Here is a 22,295-nt window from a genome sequence, read left to right on the forward strand (position 1 = left end):
ACAAGCCGGAGCTCGTGGTGGTGGTCGAAAGCCCGGTCAGCGAGCAGCGCATGCGCGACATGTTCGAGACCGTGGATAGCGTGCTGCGCACGCATCCCGAGGTCGGCGAGTACAATCAGAAGATTTGAGTCCTCAACGCGTCATTGCCGGGCTTGACCCGGCAATCCATCCCGAAGGGAACTCTTTGCGAAGATCGATGGATACGCGGGTCAAGCCCGCGTATGACGACTTGTCGCGGCGGCTCGAATGAGGCAATCCTCTTCTACGCCGCCGCCGGCACCGGCAGCGCGGTCACCGACTTGATCTTCTCCATCGCAAAGCGCGAGGTGACGTTCTTCAGCGGCACCGCGCTGATCAGCTTCTTGTAGAAGATGTCATAGCTCGACATGTCCGCGACCACGACGCGCAGCATGTAGTCGACGTCGCCGGCCATCCGGTAGAACTCCATCACTTCAGGCATGGCGCTCACCGCGTCGGCGAATTTGCGCAGCCAGGCCTCGGAATGGTCGGAGCTCTCGACCGACACGAACACGGTGATGCCGAGCCCGATCTTGTTCTGGTCGACCAGCGCAACCCGGCGCAGGATCACGCCATCGGCCTCGAGCCGCTGGATGCGCTTCCAGCAGGGAGTGGACGACAGGCCGACCCGATCGCCGATTTCGGCGACCGAGAGGGAGGCGTCCTCCTGCAGCACGGTCAGGATTTTGCGGTCGATGGCGTCAAGCCGGCGATTGGCGTCATGCAGCGGAACGGCGAGGTCGGTCATGAGAAAAAAGTTCCATATGAAGGGGCTAAGTCCCTCATATAGAGAAAAATCTTCTAAAGCAAGCCTATTGGCTGTTCTCGGCCGGGCGGCCGCTCTCGTCCTGTCCCAAAAACTCTTCAACTTCAGTACGTTGCGGAGCCACTATGCGCCCGCTGCGTCTTTCCCATGCAGCCAACGTCCGACCAAATGATGGGCAATGGCGAAGGGATGTGGACCGGCCAGGCCATCCGGATGCTGCCGCTTGAGCATCAAGGTCGCCTCCGCGCGATCGAACCAGCGCGCATCCTCGAGTTCGGTGCGGTCGACGATGATTTCTTCGTTGGTTGCACGCGCGGTGCATCCGATCATCAGGGATGACGGATAGGGCCACGGCTGCGTCATGTAGTAATTGACCTCGGTGCAGCGGATTCCCGACTCCTCGAAGATCTCGCGCCGGACCGCATCCTCGATGGTCTCGGCGGCTTCGACAAACCCCGCGAGGCAGGAATACATCCCCGGAGGGAATTGCTTCTGGCGGCCCAGCAGGCATCTGTCGCCATGGGTCACGAGCATGATGACGACAGGGTCGGTGCGCGGAAAATGCTCGGCCTTGCAGCTCGGGCATACGCGCTTCCAGCCGCCCTCCTTCATCGCGGTGCGCGCACCGCAATTGGCGCAAAAGCCGTGGCGCTGGTGCCAGGTCACCATGGATTTCGCCATCGCGACCGCCGAGAGCTGGTCGGGCGGGACCGTGCCCTGCATCGCCATCCCGCGCAGCTCGGTGACGGCGACGTCGCTGCGGCCGACCAGCTTTTCCGCCGCCTGCGGCGCGATGCCCATGCCGAATACCGGCGCGCTATGGCGCAGGCCCAGAAACACCGTGCCTGGATTGGCGCCGAATTTCAGCGCCTCCTCAACCGAAAGCAGTGCCCGCGGACCGGTTTCCTCCTGCTTCACCACCAGCGAGTCGCGGTAGATCACGTAGGCGCGCGCGTCGCGGCGGCTTTCCAGCGCGAACAGCTTCTCCTCATTGGTGCGCAGATGCGCGGCGCGGTCGAGAACATTGGTGACGAAGGCCGGCTGCCCCAGCGGAAAATTATCGAATGCTGACATCTATTCTTCAACCCAACCAGATCTTGCGGCGAAGCGCGCTGATGAAATTCTGCACTTCTTCGGCATCATGTGCCAGCGGCGGCACCACGCCCCATACCGGGCGCGGCCAGGCGGCGTCGCTGGTACGGCGCGCGATGATATGGACGTGAAGCTGCGGCACCGCGTTGCCGAGCGCGGCGATGTTCAGCTTGTCGCATTTGGTGATGTCCTTCAGGGCGCGCGCGACTCGGGTGATCTCGGTCATCAACTGCGCCTGCTCGACCTCCTCGAGGTCGATGATCTCCACCGCGCCCTCACGGCGCGGCACCAACAACAGCCAAGGGTAATTGGCATCCTTGATGACCAACACCCGGCAGAGCGGCAGATCGCCGATGTCGATCGTGTCTTCCTTGAGGCGTGCGTGCAGCGACCAGGTCGAGGCGGACATGCATATTTCCCCGTCATGGCCGGACTTGTTCCGGCCATCCACGTCTTGTCACAACGTAGAGGAAGACGTGGATGCCCGGGACAAGCCCGGGCATGACGGCACCTAAAGCCTTTCTGGCCTCCGGCACAAGCCCGGTGCGTTCCGCGCAGGCCACGCTTGCTTTCCGGCCCCATTGGCCCCAAATAGGGACCGGGAGATTGGCGGTGGACGAGCCACTCGCCAACCGGGTCAGGTCCGGAAGGAAGCAGCCCTAACGAGGTCCGGATCGGGTCGCTCGTCAGTCTCCTACCTGTTTTTCGAGCGAATCATGCAGAAGGCGGGCTGTTCCGCGGTTTTGCGCTTGATTCCGCTCCTTTCCGCAAAGCCGGCCCGAGAGACATTCAATTGCGGATCGACCAATGAACGACGCTGGCGCTCCTCCGAATCAGGCTGAAGGCGCCGGCCAGGCCGGCTTCGAAGCGGCAAAGCCCTACCGGGTGCTGGCGCGCAAATACCGCCCTTCAAGCTTTGACGATCTGATCGGCCAGGAGGCCATGGTGCGGACGGTCTCGAACGCGTTCGAGACCGGACGAATCCCTCAGGCCTGGATTTTGACCGGGGTGCGCGGGGTCGGCAAGACCACCACCGCCCGCATCCTCGCCCGCGCGCTGAACTATGAATTGCCCGACGGCTCGCTGAAGGGGCCGACCATCCAGATGCCCGTGCTCGGCCTGCACTGCCAGGCGATCATGGAAAGCCGGCACATGGACGTGCTGGAGATGGACGCCGCGTCCCATACCGGCGTCGACGATGTCCGCCAGATCAATGACAGCGTGCGCTATGCGCCGGCGAGTGCGCGCTACAAGGTCTACATCATCGACGAAGTCCACATGCTCTCGACCGCGGCCTTCAACGCGTTCCTGAAGACGCTGGAAGAGCCGCCAGAGCACGCCAAATTCGTCTTCGCCACCACTGAAATCCGCAAAGTCCCGGTCACGGTGCTTTCGCGCTGCCAGCGTTTCGACCTGCGCCGGGTCGAGGCCGACGTGCTGATGAAGCATCTCGGTAACATTGCGACCAAGGAAGGCGTCGAGGTCGAGCCCGAAGCGCTTGGCATTATCGCGCGGGCCGCGGAGGGCTCGGTGCGCGATTCGCTGTCGCTGTTCGACCAGGCGATTGCGCATGCGGCCGGAACCGTGCGCGCCGAGGAAGTGCGGCAGATGCTTGGCCTTGCCGACCGCACGCGGGTGATCGACCTCTTCGATTCGCTGGCGCGCGGCGATATCGCGGCGGCCTTCACCGAATTCCGTGCTCAATATGATGTCGGCGCCGATCCGGTCGTGGTGCTGTCTGACCTCGCCGAATTCGTCAACTTTGTCACCCGCGTGAAGATCGTGCCTGCTACCGCCGACAACGTGGCGTTCGGCGAGACCGAGCGCGTGCGCGCCCGCGAGTTTGCAGCCAAACTATCGATGCGGGTGCTGTCCCGGATGTGGCAGATGCTGCTCAAGGGCATCGCCGAGGTGCAGACCGCCACCCGCCCGGCCGCTGCCGCCGAGATGGTGTTGGTGCGGATCGCCTATGTCGCCGACCTGCCGACGCCGGACGAAGCGATCAGGATGATCGAACAGAACGGCGGCGCGTCGCCGGTGGTCGCGGGCGGCGCGACAGCGTCGCGGGCTGCCCCATCGGCGCCCATTTCCTCGATTGCCTCGTCGCCGGTGCGCGCTCCCGCGGCAATGCCCCGGGCCGGCGCGGAGGCATCGCTGCGACCGCAGGCAGCAGTGCCCGAGACGCAGTCGGCGCCGGCACTGCGCGTCACCAGCTTCATGCAGCTTGTCGCGCTTGCCGGCGAGAAGCGCGATTTGATGACCAAGGGCGCGCTTGAAGCGGATGTCCGGCTGGTACGGATCGAGGACGGGCGGCTCGAAATTGCGCTGGAGCCGCATGCCTCGCGCGGTCTCGTCACCGATCTCTCGCGCAAATTGGAACTATGGACCGGCCGTCGCTGGACCGTGATCGTCTCCAACGAAGCCGGGCAGCCGACCATTCGCTCGCAAAATCTCGCCGAAAAAAGCCAGCGCGAGCGCGCGGCCGAAGCCGATCCGCGGGTGAAGGAGGTTCTGGCGCGCTTTCCCGGCGCCAAGGTCGTCGAGGTGCGCAGGCTTGCCGCTGAGCCGGCGGAGACCGATATTGTCGGCGAAGACCCCATCGAGAGCGGCGACAGCGACGACTAACATGATCCGCGAAAGTGGGGCCGGTTTTGCTTCGCGACAAACGCGCAGCGTTGGCGCGAAGATCATGCGCGAACAGATTGAAGGGACCACCGATGGCTGATTTTCTCGGCATGATGAAGCAGGCAGCGCAGCTGCAGTCCAAGATGCAGGCGATGCAGGAAGAACTGGGCAATGTTGAGGTCGAGGGCATTTCCGGCGGCGGCCTCGTCGCCGTGCGCATGAGCGCGAAGATGGAAGTGAAGGGCGTCAGGATTGATCCATCCCTGATCAAGCCGGAGGAACGCGAGATCCTCGAGGACCTCCTGGTCACCGCGCATAACGACGCGCGCCGCAAGGCGGAACTCGCGGTGCAGGAGAAGATGCAGGCGCTCACCGGCGGGCTCGGCCTGCCGCCCGGACTTGGTCTCACCTGAATGGCCGCAAGCGTCGCCGGACCTGAAATCGAGCGCCTGATCCAGCTTCTGGCGCGGCTGCCGGGCCTCGGGCCGCGCTCGGCCCGGCGCGCGGCGCTGCACCTCATCAAGAAGCGCGAAGCCCTGATGACACCGCTCGCCGCGGCGCTGCAGGTGGCGATCGACAAGATCCAGGTCTGCAAGACCTGCGGCAACATCGACACGCAGAATCCCTGCACGGTCTGCACCGATCCACGTCGCGATCCTTCCATCATCGTTGTCGTTGCCGACGTCGCCGATCTCTGGGCGCTGGAACGGGCGAACGCGACCAATGGCCGCTATCACGTCCTCGGCGCGACGCTGTCGCCGCTCGACGGCGTCGGCCCGCAGGATCTCACCATCGATCAGCTCGTGGCGCGCGCGCATGATCCGCAGGTGAGCGAGATTATCCTGGCACTGAATGCAACCGTGGATGGCCAGACCACGGCGCATTACATCACCGATATGCTTCAAGAGGCCAATGTGCGGGTGACGCGGCTGGCGCATGGCGTGCCGGTCGGCGGCGAGCTTGATTACCTCGATGAAGGTACGCTATCCGCAGCCATGCGGCAGCGAACGCTCTTCTAGCTGAACACAACGGAACTGAACGAGATGACGAACCACCGATTCGGCATTCGCCTGTGCTTTGCGGTCATTCTGGGGGCGGTGCTGACCGCGCCCGCCGCGCTGGCCCAAGAGGCGGAGGCTTCGCCGAAGCCGGGCAAGCCAATCCACGCTGGCGATGTGCTGTCGGGCGAGCTCAACACGCTGCGCGTCCGCGACATCAAGAAAGCCGGCAAGCGCACCGCGACCTATCAGTTGACCAGCGAACCGCGCCGCCTGCCGCCGCCGAACGGGCTGTGCAATCTCGAGACCGGTCCTGAGACGTTCCAGCTTGTCCCCGCCAATGACGCGCAGGCCGCGCAACTGAGGCCTTTTGTCGGCAAGGAAATCTCGGTGAAAGTCGACGAAGTCGCCTGCGCGGAAGAAGCGGGGCAGATGAGCGAGGCTGTCGTCACCAAATGGAGCGTGGTGACGAAGCATTGAGGTTTGGCCTCGTAGCCCGGAGGAAGCGAAGGGCAATCCGGGGAATCTTCGCGCGGAACAACCCCGACTGTCCCGGATTACGCTGCGCTCCATCCGGGCTACGTTCTAAACCTTCACCGGCCCTAATTCATCGAAATGCCCGCGGCGCTGCAGCCAGGCGAGCAGGATCAGGCTCGGGATCGCGACCAGCACGCAGATCGCGAAGAACAAGGGCCATCCTGTCGCCTTGGCGACGAAACCCGCGCCTGACGAGAGATAGGTGCGCCCCACCGCGGCAAGCGCCGTCAGCAGCGCATATTGCGTCGCCGTGTGCAGGGGATTGCGGCACAGCGCCGAGAGATAGGCGACGAAGATCACGGTGCCGATTGCGCTGGTGAAGTTCTCGCAGGTGATTGCCAGCGCCAGCGCCCACTGGTTGACGCCGACCAGCGCGAGCCATGAGAAGGAGAGGTTGGCGAGCGCCTGCACGATCCCGCCGATCCACAGGCTGGTGGCCAGCGAATAGCGCCGCGCCACGAAACCGCCGGCAAAGCCGCCGATCAGGGTGGCGGCCAATCCCACGCCCTTGACGATCGCGGCGTAGTCGACCTTGCTGAAGCCGATGTCAATCACGAACGGCGCCGTCATCGTGCCCGAGAACGCATCGGTGAACTTGAACAGCACGACGAAGGCAAGCGCTGCAATGGCATCGCGCCGGCTCAGGAATTCGGAGAACGCGCCGACTGCCGCCTGGATCACGCGCGAGAACGCCGTTTGCGCGGCTGTGGCCGCTTCGGCGTCCTTTGACTGCGCCGGCTCGGTTGCAACCAAAGCGGTGATCATCCCGATCACGACCAGGGCGGCCATTGCCACATAGCCCCACATCCATGCCGCCGAGCGCACCACGCCCGCGCCCTCGAATCCGCTGACCATGAATAATGCGCCCGCGGTCGAGACCAGCATGCCGATGCGGTAGGCCGCGACATAGGACGCCATGCCGGCGGCCTGCTCGCTCTCGGGCAGGCTCTCGACGCGGAAGGCATCGACGACGATGTCCTGCGTCGAGGAGGTGGTGGCGACCAGCAGCGCGGCAAAGGCGGCGAACCAGGGTGAGCGCGCGGGATCGGCGACCGCGAGCAGCAGGATCGTGGTGATCAGCAACAATTGCGAGAACAAGAGCCAGCCGCGGCGCCGTCCGAAATGTCGCGTGAAGAACGGCACGTGCAGCGCATCGACCAGCGGCGCCCAGAGGAATTTCAGCGTGTAGGGCGTGCCGACCAGCGCGAGCAGGCCGATGGTGCCGAGATCGACGCCGACCTCGCGCATCCACACCTGCAGCGTCGAGCCCGACAGCGCCAGCGGCAGGCCGGAGGAGAAGCCCAGCACCAGCACGATCAGGACGCGCGGCTGCAGATAGACGGCAAGGCTGTCGCGCCAGGAGGTGGCGGCAGGCTCGGCTTTCTCGGTCGCGGCGGCTGTCGCTTCAGGCGCGGTCATGGAGCCGTGTTAGCAGATTCGGCCAAGAAAGACTGTCATCGCCCGGCTCGACCGGGCGATCCAGTATTCCAGAGACCTATTCGAATTACTCTTAAGTTCCCGCAATCTCGGGATAGAGATCGATCCAATCCGGATTACCTTTTTCGATCAATGAGATCTTCCAGGCCCGCGGCCACTTCTTCAGTCGCTTTTCCCGATGAATCGCATGCTCGATCTCCTCAAAGACCTCAAAATAGACTAGGCGGCTCACCTCATAGCGCTTGGTGAAGCCCTCAGCGATCTTCAGCTTATGTTCGGCGATGCGGCGCACGAGATCATTCGTTACGCCAATGTAGAGCGTGCCTCCGATGCGGCTTGCGAGAATATAGACGTAATAGCTGCGCGTGCCCAACTGCCGTCTCTGGAATACTGGATCGCCCGGTCAAGCCGGGCGATGACAATGGTTGCCTACTCCCCCGCCTGCAGCTTGGGCGGGACAGGAAACAATTCGGGTCTTCCGCTGGTCACGATCCGCGGCAGTTCCACCGGGGCGTCTGACTTGCTGAAATCGAGTTCCTCGATCCGGCCGGCGCGCTTTTCGATCTTGTCGGCGGAGATCAGGATCTGGCGTACGTCCTCGTTCACCTGCGAGAAATGGTTCTGCAGCTTGAGCACGCGGTCGCGCAGCCGCGACAGATCGTCGCCGAGCTTGATCACCTCGGTGCGGATCTGGTCGGCTGCATCGCGCATCCGTGCGTCCTTCATGATCTGCTGCATCACCTGGATCGCGAGCATCAATAGCGACGGCGACACCAGCACTACGCGGGCGCGGTAGGCCTTCTGGATCACATCGTCGAAGCCGTCATGGATCTCGGCATAGACCGACTCGGACGGCACGAACATCAGCGCGGTGTCCTGGGTCTCGCCGGCGATCAGGTATTTCTCCGCGATGTCGCTGACATGCTTCATCACGTCGCCCCGCAGGCGCTGGCTGGCAATCTTGCGTTCCTCATCGCTGCGTGCGTCGTGCAGCGCGGTCATCGCCTCCAGCGGGAATTTCGCGTCGATGCAGAGCGGGCGCTGGTCCGGCAGGAACACCACGCAGTCCGGCCGCTTGCCGCTCGAGAGCGTGAACTGGAATTCGAAGGAGCCCTTCGGCAGCCCGTCCTGGACGATCGCCTCCATCCGCGCCTGGCCGAAGGCACCGCGCGACTGCTTGTTGGCGAGCACGTCGCGCAGCGTCGTCACCTGCGTCGTCAGGTCGGTGAGGTTTTTGTGCGCGTTGTCGATGATGCCGAGCCGTTCATGCAGATGGCGCAGGCTGTCCATCGTGTGGCGCGTGGTCTGTTCCATGGATTGGCCGACGCGGTGGGTGACCGAATCCAGCCGCTCATTGACGGCGCGGGCCATCTCCGCCTGGCGGCCGGCGAGCGCCTGCGTCATCGCATCGACCCGGCCGCTCGCCTCGCTCTGGGCGCGCAGCACCTCGCTCAGCCGCTCTTCCAGCTCATCGGCGCGGATGGTCTGCGCGACAGCCAGTTCCGCGCCGCGCCGGGAAGACCGCGCGATCACGATGGCGATCGTCAGGAGCAGGATGAGCACGAGCACGCCGAACGCAACCAAGGCGTCCGCGACGCGGACCGGCCAGTCGCCGACCATGAAGAGAATCTCGTTCATGCAAGCGCTATAGCCGATTCGCAGGCGGCTGCGAACGAAAGTGGAACATTTATGGTTAACAAGCCGTGAAGTTTCGTGGTTAACAATGTCTGAAGAAACATGGTTAAGGCCGTCTTAACCGGTTCCGGATCGCATTGACCGCGGCATATCAAGCGCTTAAATCGCCCGCCATGGCCTTGAGAGAAATCATCATCCTGCCGGACAAGCAGTTGCGGCTGGTTTCCAAACGCGTCGAAAAGATCACGCCTGAGATCCGCAAGCTGGTCGACGACATGTTCGAAACCATGTACGAGGCGCCCGGCATCGGGCTGGCCGCGATCCAGGTCGCGCAGCCGCTACGGCTGGTCACCATGGATCTCGCGAAAAAGGACGAGAACGGCGAGACCACGCCGAAGCCGCGCGTCTTCATCAACCCGGAGATCATCTCGGCGTCCGAGGAGACGTCGGTTTACGAAGAGGGCTGCCTGTCGATCCCCGAATATTACGAGGAGGTCGAGCGGCCGGCGCGGGTGCGCGTGCGCTTCACCGACATCGACGGCAAGGTGCATGAAGAGGATGCCGAGGGCCTCTACGCCACCTGCATCCAGCATGAGATCGACCATTTGAACGGCATCCTGTTCGTGGACTATCTGTCGAAGCTGAAACGCGACCGCGTGCTGAAGAAGTTCGCCAAGGCCGCCAAGCGCGCGGTGGAGTAGGTTACAATCTCTCCGCCGTCATGGCCGGGCTTGTCCCGGCCATCCACGTCCTTGGTCGGCGACAGGCAAGACGTGGATGCCCGGGACAAGCCCGGGCATGACGGAGAAAACTGAACCATTTGAAGTGTGACCAATGCCGCTCCGCCTGATCTTCATGGGCACGCCCGATTTCGCCGTGCCGACGCTGCTCGAGCTGGCCGGCCACGGCCACGAGATCGCTGCCGTCTATACCCGTGCGCCGAAGCCGGGCGGGCGCCGCGGCCTGCAACTGCAACCGACGCCGGTTGAGCAGGAGGCGCGGCGGCTCGGCATTCCCGTACTGACGCCGAAGACGTTGAAGACACCGGAAGCGCTGGAGGAATTTCGCGCGCATCAGGCCGATGCGGCCGTCGTGGTTGCCTATGGCATGATCCTGCCGCAGGCGGTCCTCGATGCGCCAAGGCTTGGCTGCTACAACCTGCACGGTTCGCTGCTGCCGCGCTGGCGCGGCGCCGCGCCGATCAACCGCGCCATCATGGCCGGCGATGCCGAGACCGGCGTGATGGTGATGAAGATGGATGTCGGCCTCGACACCGGCGATGTCGCGATGGCCGAGCGGCTTGCGATCACCGACCGGATGACGGCGGCCGATCTGCACGATGCGCTGGCGCCGCTCGGTGCCGACCTGATGGTGCGGGCGATGGCCGCGCTGGAACGCGGCGCGCTGCAACTGACCAGGCAGAGCGAGGACGGCGTCACCTATGCCGCCAAGATCGAGAAGGCGGAAGCGCGGATCGACTGGAACAGGCCTGCGCACGCCGTGCTGCGGCACATCCACGGCCTCTCCCCATTCCCCGGCGCCTGGGCCGAGTTGTCAGCCGATAGCGAACCGGTCCGCATCAAGATTCTTCGCTGCGAACTGGCGAGCGGCTCGGGCACATCCGGCACGGTGCTCGACGATAATCTCGCGATCGCCTGTGGCGAGGGCGCCATCCGCATTCTCGAGCTGCAGCGCGAAGGCAAGGCACGGATGAAGTCGGTCGACTTCCTGCGCGGCACGCCGCTGAAGGCCGGCGCGCGGTTCACTTAAGCCGTCATGCCCCGCTACAAGCTCACCATCGAATATGACGGCACACCGTTCTCCGGCTGGCAAATCCAGGAGACGGCGCCGACAGTGCAGGGCGCGCTGGAGGCCGCGGTGAAGGCGATGTGCGGTGAGGACGTGCGCGTCCATGGCTCCGGCCGCACCGATGCCGGCGTGCATGCGCTCGGACAGGTCGCCCATTGCGACATCGCAAAGCCGCTTCCGCCGGACCGCCTGCGCGATGGTCTCAACGCGCATCTGCGCCCGCATCCGGTTGCGGTGCTCGCAGCCGAGATCGTGCCGGATGATTTCGAGGCGCGCTTCTCCGCGAAGAAGCGTCATTATCTTTATCGTATCCGGAGCACGCGCGCGAACCTCGCGCTCGACATCGGCCGCGTCTGGCGCGTGCCGCGCCGTCTCGATACGGACGCGATGCATGAAGCCGCGCAGCGCCTGATCGGCAAGCACGATTTCACGACCTTCCGCGACACCGAATGCCAGGCCAAATCGCCGCTGAAAACGCTCGACCAGCTTGACGTTACGCGCAGCGGCGATGCGGTCAGCATCGTCACCTCGGCGCGCTCGTTCCTGCACAGCCAGGTGCGCTCGATGGTCGGCTCGCTGGTCTGGGTCGGCGAAGGCCGCTGGACCGCCGACGATCTCGCCGCAGCGCTCGCCGCCCGCAACCGCGCCGCCTGCGGCCCGGTGGCACCGCCGGAGGGGCTCTATCTGGTGCGGGTGGAGTATTAGGGCCGACGCTACTTCGCCATCATGGCTGGGCTTGTCCCGGCCATCCACGTGCGTCAACATGCGACCATGCGTGGGGGCTACGTCTACATTCTGGCAAGTGCAGCGAACGGCATCCTGTATGTCGGCGTGACGAACGATCTCGTTCGCCGCATCTACGAGCACCGAAACGGCTTGGTCCCTGGATTCACCAAGAAATATTCGGTGAAGCGCTTGGTGTATTTCGAACGGTACGAAGACATCCAAACTGCCATCCAACGCGAGCACAATATGAAGCACTGGCCGCGCAAGTGGAAGGTTAGGCTGATCCTGGCCGGCAATCCCGAGTGGAATGATCTGTATGAGACGATCACCCAGTAGCGGGGCTTGTTGCTTCCCATTGTTGGTGAACTGCTTCCACCCGCGCCATGGCCGGGCTTGTCCCGGCCATCCACGTCTTTCTTTGTGGGAGGCTGGAGAAGGGCGTGGATGCCCGGCACAAGGCCGGGCATGACGATGGAGAGGTTACCAGGCGGAGAGGCGTGGATGGCCGGGACAAGCCCGGCCATGACGGCGGACTAGGGAGCTAAGGCCGAGGAAAGCCTCAGCGCTACCCAAAATACCTGTCCAGCACGCTGCGATAGACTTGCGTCAGTTTTTCCAGATCGGCGACCGGCGTGCGTTCGTTGATCTGGTGCATGGTCTGGCCGACCAGGCCGAATTCGATCACCGGGCAATAGCTCGAGATGAAGCGCGCATCCGACGTGCCGCCCGAGGTCGAGAGCTCCGGTTTGCGTCCCGTCACTGCTTCGATCGCCGCCACCGCAAGGTCGGTGAACGGGCCGGGCTTGGTGACGAACACGTTCGAGTTCGATGGCTCCCAGACGATGCGGGCGCGGATGCGGTTGCCGCAGGCTTTGGCGAGGCGTTCCTCCACCAGCTTGCGCAGGCTCTCCTGGGTGTGGTTGTCGTTGTAGCGAATGTTGAATTTCGCCCGCGCCTGGCCGGGGATGACGTTGCTCGCTGCATTGCCAACGTCGACGGAGGTGAATTCGAGGTTGGAGGCCTGGAATTGCGCGCTGCCATGGTCGAGCGGCTCGTCGCTCAGCGCCACGATCAACCGCGAGATGTCCGGCACCGGATTGGAGGCGCGGTGCGGATAGGCGACATGGCCCTGCACGCCCTCGACATGGAGCGTGCCGGATTGCGAGCCACGGCGGCCGACCTTGATGGTGTCTCCGATCACCTCGACATTGGATGGCTCGCCGAGCACGCAATGATCGAACTTTTCGCCGCGCTCGGCCGCCCACTTCAACAGCTTGATCGTGCCGTTGATGGAAACGTCCTCCTCGTCGCCCGTGATCAGGAATGAGATTGAACCCCTTGGCCTGCCGCCATTGTCCCTGAGATATTCGAGCACCGCGGCGACGCTGCAGGCGATGCCGCCCTTCATGTCGACGGCGCCGCGGCCATAGAGGAAGCCGTCCTTCACCTCGCCGGAGAACGGGCCATGCGTCCAGGCGGACTCGTCGCCCGGCGGCACCACATCGGTATGGCCGGCAAAGGTGATGTGCGGCGCCTGATCGCCGATACGTGCATAGAGATTGTCGATGTCGGTGGTGCCGGGCTCGCTGAAGGTGACGCGGTGCACCTCGAAGCCGGCGGCGTTCAGGATGTTCTCGAGCACGCCGAGCGCACCGGCGTCGGCGGGCGTGACGGAAGGGCAGCGGACAAGGTCGCGCGTGATGGAGATGGCATCGGTCATGCTTCCGGACTTAACACGTCACCGCGGCGGCGGGCCAGCCTTGCGCGGCATGCTCCCGACTTCGTGTTGCGGCTCTGCGACGCAGCCGATCAGCCTGCCGCGACCTTGGCGCGGCCCCGCACGGTGAGCAGACCTGCCAGTGCAAGCAGCGCAAAGCCGGCACCCGCGAAGAAGGTGCCTTGCGGTCCGGCACTGTCCCACAATGCGCCTGCGATCACGCTGGCCACGAGCATTGCGATCCCGCAGAGCAGGTTGAAGAAGCCGTAAGCCGTGCCGCGCAGCTCGGCGGGCGAGGTATCCGCGACAAGCGCCGCCAGCAGTCCTTGCGTGAAGCCCATGTGCAGTCCCCACAGCGCGATGCCGACCGCGGCACCGGTCATGCTGGGCAGCAGCGCGAGCGCAAGATCGGCGACGATCAAAAGCACGATGCCGAACGCCAGCACGGTTGTGCGGTCCATGCGATCGGACACCACGCCGGCCGGATATGCCGCGCCGGCATAGACGACATTCATCAGGACCAGCACGGCCGGTGCGAGCGTAACCGGCAGGCCAACATTCTGCGCGCGGAGGATCAGAAACGCCTCGCTGAAGCGGGCCAGCGTGAACACGCTCGCAATCGCCACCACCCACCAATAGGCCGCGCCCAGATTTCTGATTTCGCCGAGGCTGATTGGATTGCGCACCTCGCGCAACCCTTTCGCCCGCGCGGGTTCACGCACGGCAAACGCGATAAGTGCGAACGACAGCAAGCCAGGAATCACTGCAAACCAGAACACGGCCTTGAAATGGTCTGAAGTCAACCACATCAAGCCGATGGCGATCAATGGCCCGACGAAGGCGCCGACCGTATCCAGCGACTGCCGCAGGCCAATGCTGGCGCCACGCAGATGCGCCGGAGCAATGTCCGCCACCAGCGCGTCGCGCGGGGCGCCGCGAATGCCTTTTCCGATCCGGTCGATGAGGCGCGCGGCCATCAGCCAGCCGACTGTCGGCGCCAGTGGAAAGATTGGCTTGGTCAGCGCCGCAAGGCCATAGCCGAGCGCCGCCAGCCATTTTCGCTGGCCGAGCCAATCGGACAGCGCGCCGGAAAATATCCTGGTGATCGACGCCGTCGCTTCGGCGATGCCTTCGATGACGCCGACGGTGACCATCGAGGTGCCGAGCACTGTCACCAGATAGACCGGCAACAATGCATGGATCATCTCCGAAGAGATATCCATCAGCATCGAGACGAAACCGAGCGCCCAGATACCCGGCGGGATGTCGCGAAGGGCTGGTCGGGGGCTCGCCTCAGCCATAGGGATGACCTTTCGAGCGATCATACCCCATGAGCGACCTTGGCTGCGTCTTCAGTCCCGCAGCAATTCGTTGATGCTGGTCTTGGCGCGGGTGCGCTCGTCGACGCGCTTGACGATGACGGCGCAGGCGGTGGCCGGGCCCGGCTGTCCATTCTTCATCGGCTTGGGCGGCAAGGTGCCGGGCACGACCACGGCATATTCCGGCACTTCGCCGACAAAGGTCTCGCCGGTCTCGCGATCGACGATCTTGGTGGACGCGCCGAGGAACACGCCCATCGAGAGCACCGCGCCCTTGCGCACGATCACGCCTTCGGCGACCTCGCTGCGGGCACCGATGAAGCAATCGTCCTCGATGATCACGGGCTCGGCCTGCAGCGGCTCGAGCACGCCGCCGATGCCGACACCGCCGGAGATGTGCACGCGCTTGCCGATCTGCGCGCAGGAGCCGACGGTCGACCAGGTATCGACCATGGTCGCTTCATCGACATAGGCGCCGAGATTGACGAAGGAGGGCATCAGCACGACGTTGCGGGCGATGAAGGCGGAACGGCGCACGATCGCGCCCGGCACCGCGCGAAAGCCGGCGTCACGAAAGCGGTTCTCACCCCAGCCATCGAATTTCGAGGGCACCTTGTCCCACCACGACGCCTTGCCGGGACCGCCGGGAATCTGTCCCATGTCGTTGAGGCGGAACGACAGCAGCACCGCCTTCTTCAGCCATTGGTTGACCTTCCATTTGCCGCTCGTCTCGCGCTCGGCGACGCGCGTCTCGCCCTTGTCGAGCAGTTCGAGCGCGTAATCCACGGCCTCGCGCACCTCGCCCGTGGTCGAGGTCGAAATGCCGTCGCGGGCTTCGAACGCGGCGTTGACGATGGACTCGAGGGCGGACAGCGACATCGGGCGATTCCTTGAGGCGGGCGGGGAGGGTATTTGGAGCTTTTTCGGGATTTGGCGCGGCGGAGTCAAGGCTGGTTCTGCCGTAGCCGAGATGGAGCGAAGCGCAATCCGGGACTGGTTTCCGCTTGCGAGAACCCCGGATTGCGCTTCGCTCCATCCGGGCTACATTTTCAGCCTGTGGCGCGTAGCCTCTGCAAAAACCCCGTCAGATCGTCCGTGACATGGTCGACATGAGCGGCGTCGCGGCCCTCGAGCTCCCAGTCCTCGCGCACGACTTCCTGCGTCCCGTCGGGCACCACCAGCACCGTGGTCATGCCGAGCTGATGCGGCACGACCAGGTTGCGCGCGAGGTCCTCGAACATCGCGGCGTTGGCGGGATCGACGTCGTGCAGCGCCAGGAAGCGCTGATAGGTCTGCGGCGCCGGTTTCGGCTCAAGCTCGGCGGCGATGATGTCGAACACCGCCTCGAAATGTGCGCCGATGCCGAGACGCGCGAGCACCGCGCCGACATGGTCGGTCGAGCCGTTGGTCAGGATCAGCTTGCGGCCGGGCAGCCTTGCAATCGCGGCGCCCATCGCCGGGTTCGGCTCCAGCGGCGAGTGATCGATCTGGTGGACATAGGCGAGGTAGTCGTCGGCGCGGACGCCGTGCTCGGTCATCATGCCGCGCATCGTCGTGCCGTAGCGGAGGTAATAGTCCTTCTGGATGCGGCGGGCTTCTTCCGCGGTGACGCCCAGCCAGTTGCTCACGAACTCGCCGATCCGCGCATCGACCTGCTGCCACAGGTTGACGTGATGCGGATACAGCGTGTTGTCGAGGTCGAACACCCAGGTGTCGATATGGTCGAAGGCGCGGGACATATTTACGACTCTCTCACGTCGTCCCGGCGAAGGCCGGGACCCATAACCACAGGGACGCGTTGTGGCGCGAGCAAGCAGTTACAGCTTCGCATATCACTAAACCCTATGGTTATGGGCCCCGGCCTTCGCCGGGACGACGGCTGATGTTATCACGGCATCGCAAAGCGCAGTGTCTTGCCGCCGCTGGTCATGTCGACCGGCGCAAAGCCGACTGCGGCCAGCCCGCGGGTGGCGCAATCGCCCTGCTCGGCGATCTCGAACTTGCTCTCGCGGGTGCAGAGCTGCGTCGCGCCGCCCCAGTTTAGCGGCTTGTCCTTCAAGCGGATGGTGCGGTTCTCGGCATCGACGGCTTCGGCGAAGGAGAAGATCTGCTTCGGCTGGCCGGTGACGTCGGGATGCAGGCACTTGCCGGGATCGATCCGATACCAGCCGCGGCTGGTGACGGCCTTGCCGTCGTCGGTCGCCACCGCCGCCATGACCTTGTGCGGCGTGTCGTTGCACCAGGTCAGTCCGGTCGCGGATGGCTTCTGCACGGCATCGATCATGGTGGTGAAGAAATTCGGCGATTGCACGACGTCGCTGGAGAGGCCGCGGCTCTTGAGGAACGCCGACAGCGCTCCTTGCGTCTTCGGCCCGTCGACGCCGTCGATCGGCGCGGCATCATAGCCGGCGATCACGAGCAAACGCTGGATGCCGGCAAGCCGCGCCTGCTCCTCGTCATATTCGGAGCCTTCGGCGAGATAGGCGACGAGGTTGCCGTCCTCGGACTGCGTCGGCGTTATCTGCGTGAATTGCGCCGGCGTCTGGCCGCTGCGGCACTGGCGGGCGTCGGCGATGACAAAATTGTCCTGCGCGACGCAGAGCGTGTCGGTGCCGTTTTGCGGGATTGGCGAGGCGCCGTAGACGCCGAGCGCGCGCGCATTCAGAAGCACGCGGTCGGCGGTAAGCGCGCCCTGCACCACGACGCGGCAGGCGGCGGGGTCGATGCGGAACCAGCCGCGCGTCGCGGTCGCCGATTTCTCATCGATCCCGATCGCGGCCTCGACCACGTAGCTCATGCGGTTGCAGAGTTTCAGGTCGGCGCGCGCCGGCGCGCAGGAAAGCAAGAACGAAAGCGCCGCGGCCGGCACCGCCGTCAGCACTTGAGCTAGAAGGGACCGGCGCGATCTCCTCACCCTCGCCCCGTCATGCCCGGGCTTGACCTGGGCATCCACGCCTTTCGCACGCGGTTGCTGCTGAAAAGACGTGGATGGCCGGGACGAGCCCGGCCATGACGGTGAATAGTAGGACCTGGTCACTTATGGATCAGCGTGCCTGTCCCCTGATCGGTGAACAGCTCCAGCAAGACCGCATGCTGCGTCTTGCCGTCGATGATGACGACGCCCTGCACGCCCTGCTCCAGGGCGTAGATGCAGGTCTCGACCTTCGGGATCATGCCGCCGGAAATGGTGCCGTCCGCGATCAGTTTGCGCGCGTCCTTTACCGACAGTTCCGGGATCAGCTTCTTGGACTTGTCGAGCACGCCCGGCACGTCGGTGAGCAGCAGCAGGCGCTTAGCCTTCAAGGCGCCGGCCACAGCGCCGGCAAAGGTGTCGGCATTGATGTTCAGCGTCTGGCCGTCCTTTGATGTCGCCAGCGGCGCCAGCACCGGGATCAGCTCATAGCCGATGAGCTGGTTGAGCAGCGTCAGGTCGACCTTCTCGGGTTCGCCGACGAAGCCGAGATCGATCGCCTTCTCGATGTTGGAACCCGGATCGATCATGGTGCGCGTCGTCTTCGACGCCTTCACCATGTTGCCGTCCTTCCCGGAGAGGCCGACCGCCTTGCCGCCGGCCTCGTTGATATAGCCGACGAGCTGCTTGTTGACGGAGCCGGCCAGCACCATCTCGACGATCTCGATCGTCGCCGCATCGGTGATGCGCAGGCCCGCCGCGAACTCGGACTGGATGCCGAGGCGCTTGAGCATGGTCGCGATCTGCGGCCCGCCGCCATGCACGACCACCGGATTGATCGCGGTCTGCTCCAGGAGCACGATGTCGCGCGCAAACGCCTTGGCGGTGTCCTCCGCGCCCATGGCATGGCCGCCATATTTGATGACGATGGTTTCCTCGTCATATTCTTGCATATGCGGCAGCGCCTCGGACAGGATGCGGGCCTGGTCGAGCGGGCTGATCTTCGTGTCGGTCATGGAGCGGGTCTCGCTATTCCCAGAAAGCGGCGTCGGGCGCGGTTCTATCCGATTGGCGGGCGAGGCGCAAAGCGCTGTTCACCCTCTCCCACAAGGGGAGAAGGGTTAAGTCCGCCGCGGCCATGCTGCCGCGAGCGCCAGTACCAGCCAGCTCACGATCAACAGCGTCCCGCCGGTCGGCGCGGCCATTGGAAACAGGCCGTGACCGGCATATTGGCGCAGGCAGAGATCGCCGGCGAACAATGACGCGGCGATGACGAAGCCGATCGCTGAAACAGTCCCGATCGCGCGGTTCAGCAGGCCGCGACCGACGAGGGCGATTGCCCCGAGCACCGCACTGGCATGAAACAGCAGCATCGACGAGGCGGCTGCAAGCCGCGTCGCATCGGCGAGATGGGCGGATCCGGCCGCCAGCATCACGCCACAGGCGCCCATGATGCCGGCCAGGACCAGTAGGATTCGATGCAGGCTGTTCATCCGCGGCGCTCTTCGAGCAGACGCACCATCGCGGCACGCAATTCCGGCATGCCGGTGCCGGTGCGCGAGGAGGTCGCCAAGACATCCGGAAAGGCGGCCGGGTGTTTCGCCAGCGCGGCCGCGGTCTCTTCGATGCGGGCGGCGAGTTCGGAGGCCTTCACCTGGTCCGCCTTGGTCAGCACCACCTGGTAGCTGACGGCCGATTTGTCGAGCGTCTTCAGGACATCGAGATCGACATCCTTGATGCCATGGCGGGCATCGATCAGAACATAGACCCGCGCCAGGGTGGCGCGGCCCTGCAGGAATTTATGGATCAGCGCGGTCCAGGACGCGACTTTTGCCTTGGGTGCGGAGGCATAGCCATAGCCGGGCATGTCGACCAAACGGAAGCCCGCTTTCTCAGGGCCTTCGAAGAAGATCAGTTCCTGTGTGCGTCCCGGCGTGTGCGAGGTGCGCGCAAGTGTGCTGCGGCCGGTGAGCGCGTTGATCAGGCTCGACTTGCCGACATTGGAGCGTCCGGCAAAGGCAACCTCGAGCCCCGCCATCGGCGGCAGCGTCTCGATCGACGGCGCGGCCCAGAGGAAATGCCAGTCGCCGGCGAACAGTTTTCGCCCCGCTTCGATCAGCTCCGCATCGGTTTCGGCGGTCATGTGGGAAAGATCTCATTCCGTCATTGCGAGGAGCGAAGCGACGAAGCAATCCATAGCGCCACTTGCTGAGGCATGGATTGCTTCGCGGAGCCTGTCATCGGGCGCGCGTTCGCGCGACCCGGTGGCTCGCAATGACGGCGCTACGTCGCCTTCTTCGCGAAGGTGGCCTTGAGATTGTCGAACAATTCTACCTTCACCCCGTTCCGGTGCATGATGTAGCTCTGCTGCGCCACCGAAAGCAGGTTGTTCCAGGCCCAGTAGATCACCAGGCCTGCCGGGAAGCCGGCCAGCATGAACGTGAATATCAAGGGCATCCAGTCGAAGATCATCTTCTGCGTCGGATCCGGCGGCGTCGGATTGAGCTTCATCTGGAACCACATCGTGATGCCCATGATGATGGGCCAGATGCCGAGCCAGAGATAATGGCCGAACACCGGGATCGTGGTGGGGTCGAACGGGATCAGGCCGAACAGGGTGAACAGGTTGGTCGGATCCGGCGCCGACAGGTCCTTGATCCAGCCGAAGAACGGCGCGTGCCGCATCTCGATGGTGACGAACAGCACCTTGTAGAGCGAGAAGAACACCGGGATCTGCAGCGCGATGGGAAGACAGCCCGCGATCGGGTTGATCTTCTCCTTCTTGTAGATCTCCATCATCTCCTGCTGCTGCTTCACCCGGTCGTCCGGATAGCGCTCCTTCAGCGCCGCAAGCTGCGGCTGGATCGACTTCATCTTCGCCATCGAGGCGTAGGACTTGTTGGCGAGCGGGAAGAACAACAGCTTCACGATCACCGTCACCAGCAGGATCGAGACGCCGAAATTGCCGAACAGGCGATAGAACCAGTCGAGCGCCAGGAACATCGGCTTGGTGATGAAGTAGAACCAGCCCCAGTCGATCAGCAGATCGAAATGATTGAGACCGAGCTGCCGGTTGTAGCCGCCCGGCCCGAGCGGGAAGTTGATGCCGACGACGCCGGCTTCCTTGGCGCCGGCGAACAGCCGCGCATTGGCGGTGACAGTGGCGCCGGCCGCGACGGTCTGCGGCTCCAGCAGATAATCGGTCTGGTACCTTCTGTTGTTGTTGACCAGATCGGAGGAAAAGCTCGCCTGCAGCTTGGCGGAGGTGTCCGGCAGCAGTGCGGAAGCCCAGTATTTGTCGGTGATGCCGAGCCAGCCGTCGGTGGCGCTGAAGTTCACCCGCTTGGCGTCGTCGATCTTCTTGTAGCCGAATTCCTGCAGGCCATGATCGCCGAGATAGCCGATCAGGCCTTCATGAAGGATGTAATAGCCGGAAACCTGCGGCGTGCCGTGGCGCGAGATCAGCGCGTAGGGATAGAGCGTGACCGGGGCGCTGCCGGCATTGGTGACGTCATCCTTGATGGTGAAGAGATAGCGGTCATCGATCGCAATCGTGCGGCGGAAGGTCAGGCCTTCGCCATTGTCGTATTTCAGCGTGACCGGATTAGTCGGCGTCAGCGCGCCGGAACCCTCCTGCTGCCACACCGTGGTCGCGTCAGGCATCCGCACCGTGGCGCCGGTCGCCGGCACCCAGCCGAATTCCGCGTAATAGGGCGCGGCGGTCTGCGACGGCGAGAACAGCACGATCGGTGGTGATTTCGGGTCGACGGTGTCGCGGAATTTCTCCAGCGACAAATCGTCGATACGCGCGCCCTTCAGCGAGATGCTGCCTGACAATGTGGGCGTGTCGATCTTGACGCGCGGGCTGGCCTCGATCGCGGCTTCGCGGCTGACGACCGGCGCGCCGGAGGCCGGTTGCGCGCTCGAAGGCGAAGGCGCCGATCCCGGCTGCGGCGCGGTGCCCGGGGTTGTCTGCTGCGCCGGCGGCGTCTGCTGCTTCTGCAGTTCAGTCTGCGCCTGCTGCTGCGCGCGCTGCTTCTCCATCTGCGGCACGTTGTAGAAATATTGCCAGGCGATCAGCACCAGGCCGGACAGAATGACGGCGATGATGGTGTTGCGGTTGTCGGTCATCTCTTCAAGGTCTCGTCATTCAATTCCGGTTGCCGCCGCTCTTTATATTATTCTGGCTGCGGCCGCTTTTGGCCGGTTGCCGGTCGAGGCGGCGGAGCGCTGTGCGGAGGTCGTCGAGCATGGCCGCGAAGTCGCGGGTTAGTGCATCCCGGCGGCCGACTAACACATAATCATGATGTGGCCGCATCGGTATGACGTCGAGCCGCTGTATCAGCGCGCGAAGCCTGCGCCGGATGCGGTTGCGCTCGGTAGCGGTGCCGTTCTTTTTGGTGACGGTGAAGCCGACGCGGATCGGGCCGTCATCATCACGGGCGCGGCCTTGCAGCACAAAGGCCGGGCTGGTCGCCCGCGCGCCATTGGCAACGGCGACGAAGTCCGCCCGCTGCCTTAGCCGATCCATTTAGAATCTCCGGAAGACGCCCGGGCTCAGGCGCTCAGACGCTTGCGGCCACGCGCGCGGCGCGCAGCGAGGACCTTGCGGCCACCGGCCGTGGCGAGACGGGCGCGGAAGCCGTGGCGGCGCTTGCGCACCAGTTTGCTGGGTTGATAAGTCCGCTTCACGGGTCGTTCTCCG

Annotated in this window: 25 protein-coding genes and 1 other RNA gene; 9 read left to right on the forward strand and 17 right to left on the reverse strand. The window is 64.3% G+C overall.

All coding sequences use genetic code 11. From position 1 onward, the window contains the following. Nucleotides 1-262: 262 nt before the first annotated feature. The 3 genes from AC5ZG1_RS16275 to AC5ZG1_RS16285 form a co-directional block, all read right to left on the reverse strand. Nucleotides 263-766: an Lrp/AsnC family transcriptional regulator gene (locus AC5ZG1_RS16275; RefSeq protein WP_028169306.1), complete on the reverse strand. Its 504-nt coding sequence runs from the start codon at nt 764-766 to the stop codon at nt 263-265. Between the two features lie 141 nt (nt 767-907). Next, nucleotides 908-1,858: an NAD(+) diphosphatase gene (gene nudC / locus AC5ZG1_RS16280; protein WP_496133466.1), complete on the reverse strand. Its 951-nt coding sequence runs from the start codon at nt 1,856-1,858 to the stop codon at nt 908-910. A 7-nt stretch (nt 1,859-1,865) separates the two neighbouring features. After that, nucleotides 1,866-2,285 (reverse strand): HIT domain-containing protein, encoded by a 420-nt coding sequence (locus AC5ZG1_RS16285; protein WP_496133467.1) that lies wholly within the window; start codon nt 2,283-2,285, stop codon nt 1,866-1,868. A 192-nt stretch (nt 2,286-2,477) separates the two neighbouring features. Between AC5ZG1_RS16285 and ffs the strand changes: the two genes are divergently transcribed. The 5 genes from ffs (at nt 2,478) to AC5ZG1_RS16310 (ending at nt 5,979) form a co-directional block, all read left to right on the forward strand. Then, nucleotides 2,478-2,574, forward strand: an RNA gene (gene ffs, locus AC5ZG1_RS16290) — signal recognition particle sRNA small type. A gap of 109 nt (nt 2,575-2,683) precedes the next feature. Beyond that, nucleotides 2,684-4,501 carry a DNA polymerase III subunit gamma/tau gene (locus tag AC5ZG1_RS16295; protein ID WP_496133468.1) on the forward strand — a complete coding sequence of 606 codons (1,818 nt, stop codon included), beginning with the start codon at nt 2,684-2,686 and terminating at the stop codon, nt 4,499-4,501. A 92-nt stretch (nt 4,502-4,593) separates the two neighbouring features. Next, nucleotides 4,594-4,914, forward strand: a complete 321-nt coding sequence (locus AC5ZG1_RS16300; RefSeq protein WP_028169302.1) for a YbaB/EbfC family nucleoid-associated protein — start codon at nt 4,594-4,596, stop codon at nt 4,912-4,914. Continuing rightward, nucleotides 4,915-5,520 (forward strand): recombination mediator RecR, encoded by a 606-nt coding sequence (recR, locus tag AC5ZG1_RS16305; protein WP_028169301.1) that lies wholly within the window; start codon nt 4,915-4,917, stop codon nt 5,518-5,520. A 24-nt stretch (nt 5,521-5,544) separates the two neighbouring features. Then, entirely contained in the window at nt 5,545-5,979 is a 435-nt protein-coding gene (locus AC5ZG1_RS16310; protein ID WP_208828078.1) for a hypothetical protein, read from the forward strand. Between the two features lie 105 nt (nt 5,980-6,084). Here the strand turns inward: AC5ZG1_RS16310 and AC5ZG1_RS16315 are convergent, their stop codons facing one another. The 3 genes from AC5ZG1_RS16315 to AC5ZG1_RS16325 form a co-directional block, all read right to left on the reverse strand. Beyond that, entirely contained in the window at nt 6,085-7,455 is a 1,371-nt protein-coding gene (locus tag AC5ZG1_RS16315; protein ID WP_496133469.1) for an AmpG family muropeptide MFS transporter, read from the reverse strand. A gap of 91 nt (nt 7,456-7,546) precedes the next feature. Then, nucleotides 7,547-7,846: a GIY-YIG nuclease family protein gene (locus tag AC5ZG1_RS16320; protein WP_456646633.1), complete on the reverse strand. Its 300-nt coding sequence runs from the start codon at nt 7,844-7,846 to the stop codon at nt 7,547-7,549. Between the two features lie 56 nt (nt 7,847-7,902). After that, on the reverse strand, nt 7,903-9,111 hold the full coding sequence (locus AC5ZG1_RS16325) for a DNA recombination protein RmuC (RefSeq protein ID WP_496133470.1): 1,209 nt from the start codon (nt 9,109-9,111) through the stop codon (nt 7,903-7,905). A 170-nt stretch (nt 9,112-9,281) separates the two neighbouring features. On the opposite strand from AC5ZG1_RS16325, the gene def reads away from it, so the two are divergent. The 4 genes from def (at nt 9,282) to AC5ZG1_RS16345 (ending at nt 11,979) form a co-directional block, all read left to right on the forward strand. Then, the gene (gene def / locus AC5ZG1_RS16330) at nt 9,282-9,809 is read left to right on the forward strand and encodes a peptide deformylase (RefSeq protein WP_456646631.1); all 528 of its coding nucleotides are present in this window, start codon (nt 9,282-9,284) and stop codon (nt 9,807-9,809) included. Between the two features lie 133 nt (nt 9,810-9,942). Then, complete coding sequence (gene fmt / locus AC5ZG1_RS16335) at nt 9,943-10,878, forward strand: methionyl-tRNA formyltransferase (protein WP_496133471.1); 936 nt, start codon at nt 9,943-9,945, stop codon at nt 10,876-10,878. A gap of 6 nt (nt 10,879-10,884) precedes the next feature. Continuing rightward, nucleotides 10,885-11,622 (forward strand): tRNA pseudouridine(38-40) synthase TruA, encoded by a 738-nt coding sequence (gene truA / locus AC5ZG1_RS16340; RefSeq protein ID WP_496133472.1) that lies wholly within the window; start codon nt 10,885-10,887, stop codon nt 11,620-11,622. A 21-nt stretch (nt 11,623-11,643) separates the two neighbouring features. After that, a complete protein-coding gene (locus tag AC5ZG1_RS16345; RefSeq protein WP_456646628.1) occupies nt 11,644-11,979 on the forward strand; it encodes a GIY-YIG nuclease family protein in 336 nt (111 codons plus the stop codon). A gap of 229 nt (nt 11,980-12,208) precedes the next feature. On the opposite strand, the gene dapE is transcribed toward AC5ZG1_RS16345, so the two are convergent. From dapE to rpmH, 11 genes are all read right to left on the reverse strand, one after another. Continuing rightward, on the reverse strand, nt 12,209-13,363 hold the full coding sequence (gene dapE, locus AC5ZG1_RS16350) for a succinyl-diaminopimelate desuccinylase (protein ID WP_496133473.1): 1,155 nt from the start codon (nt 13,361-13,363) through the stop codon (nt 12,209-12,211). A gap of 89 nt (nt 13,364-13,452) precedes the next feature. Beyond that, on the reverse strand, nt 13,453-14,661 hold the full coding sequence (locus AC5ZG1_RS16355; protein ID WP_496133474.1) for an MFS transporter: 1,209 nt from the start codon (nt 14,659-14,661) through the stop codon (nt 13,453-13,455). 51 nt (nt 14,662-14,712) lie between these two features. Further along, nucleotides 14,713-15,558, reverse strand: coding sequence for a 2,3,4,5-tetrahydropyridine-2,6-dicarboxylate N-succinyltransferase (gene dapD, locus AC5ZG1_RS16360; protein WP_130229722.1), 846 nt, complete (start codon nt 15,556-15,558; stop codon nt 14,713-14,715). 170 nt (nt 15,559-15,728) lie between these two features. Further along, nucleotides 15,729-16,418 (reverse strand): pyrimidine 5'-nucleotidase, encoded by a 690-nt coding sequence (locus AC5ZG1_RS16365; RefSeq protein ID WP_496133475.1) that lies wholly within the window; start codon nt 16,416-16,418, stop codon nt 15,729-15,731. A gap of 149 nt (nt 16,419-16,567) precedes the next feature. Further along, complete coding sequence (locus tag AC5ZG1_RS16370) at nt 16,568-17,560, reverse strand: DUF1036 domain-containing protein (protein WP_496133575.1); 993 nt, start codon at nt 17,558-17,560, stop codon at nt 16,568-16,570. Between the two features lie 152 nt (nt 17,561-17,712). Beyond that, nucleotides 17,713-18,606 (reverse strand): acetylglutamate kinase, encoded by an 894-nt coding sequence (gene argB / locus AC5ZG1_RS16375; RefSeq protein WP_028167331.1) that lies wholly within the window; start codon nt 18,604-18,606, stop codon nt 17,713-17,715. A gap of 105 nt (nt 18,607-18,711) precedes the next feature. Next, nucleotides 18,712-19,083, reverse strand: coding sequence for a DUF423 domain-containing protein (locus AC5ZG1_RS16380; protein WP_028167332.1), 372 nt, complete (start codon nt 19,081-19,083; stop codon nt 18,712-18,714). Further along, nucleotides 19,080-19,733, reverse strand: coding sequence for a ribosome biogenesis GTP-binding protein YihA/YsxC (yihA, locus tag AC5ZG1_RS16385; RefSeq protein WP_496133476.1), 654 nt, complete (start codon nt 19,731-19,733; stop codon nt 19,080-19,082). Before yihA ends, AC5ZG1_RS16380 begins: the two co-directional genes overlap by 4 nt. A 140-nt stretch (nt 19,734-19,873) precedes the next feature. Next, nucleotides 19,874-21,721, reverse strand: a complete 1,848-nt coding sequence (gene yidC, locus AC5ZG1_RS16390) for a membrane protein insertase YidC (protein ID WP_456646623.1) — start codon at nt 21,719-21,721, stop codon at nt 19,874-19,876. 19 nt (nt 21,722-21,740) lie between these two features. Then, nucleotides 21,741-22,121, reverse strand: a complete 381-nt coding sequence (gene rnpA / locus AC5ZG1_RS16395) for a ribonuclease P protein component (RefSeq protein WP_051397093.1) — start codon at nt 22,119-22,121, stop codon at nt 21,741-21,743. A 26-nt stretch (nt 22,122-22,147) separates the two neighbouring features. Next, nucleotides 22,148-22,282, reverse strand: a complete 135-nt coding sequence (rpmH, locus tag AC5ZG1_RS16400) for a 50S ribosomal protein L34 (RefSeq protein ID WP_008542748.1) — start codon at nt 22,280-22,282, stop codon at nt 22,148-22,150. Nucleotides 22,283-22,295: the final 13 nt, after the last annotated feature.

This window comes from Bradyrhizobium sp. Leo78 (assembly GCF_059512425.1).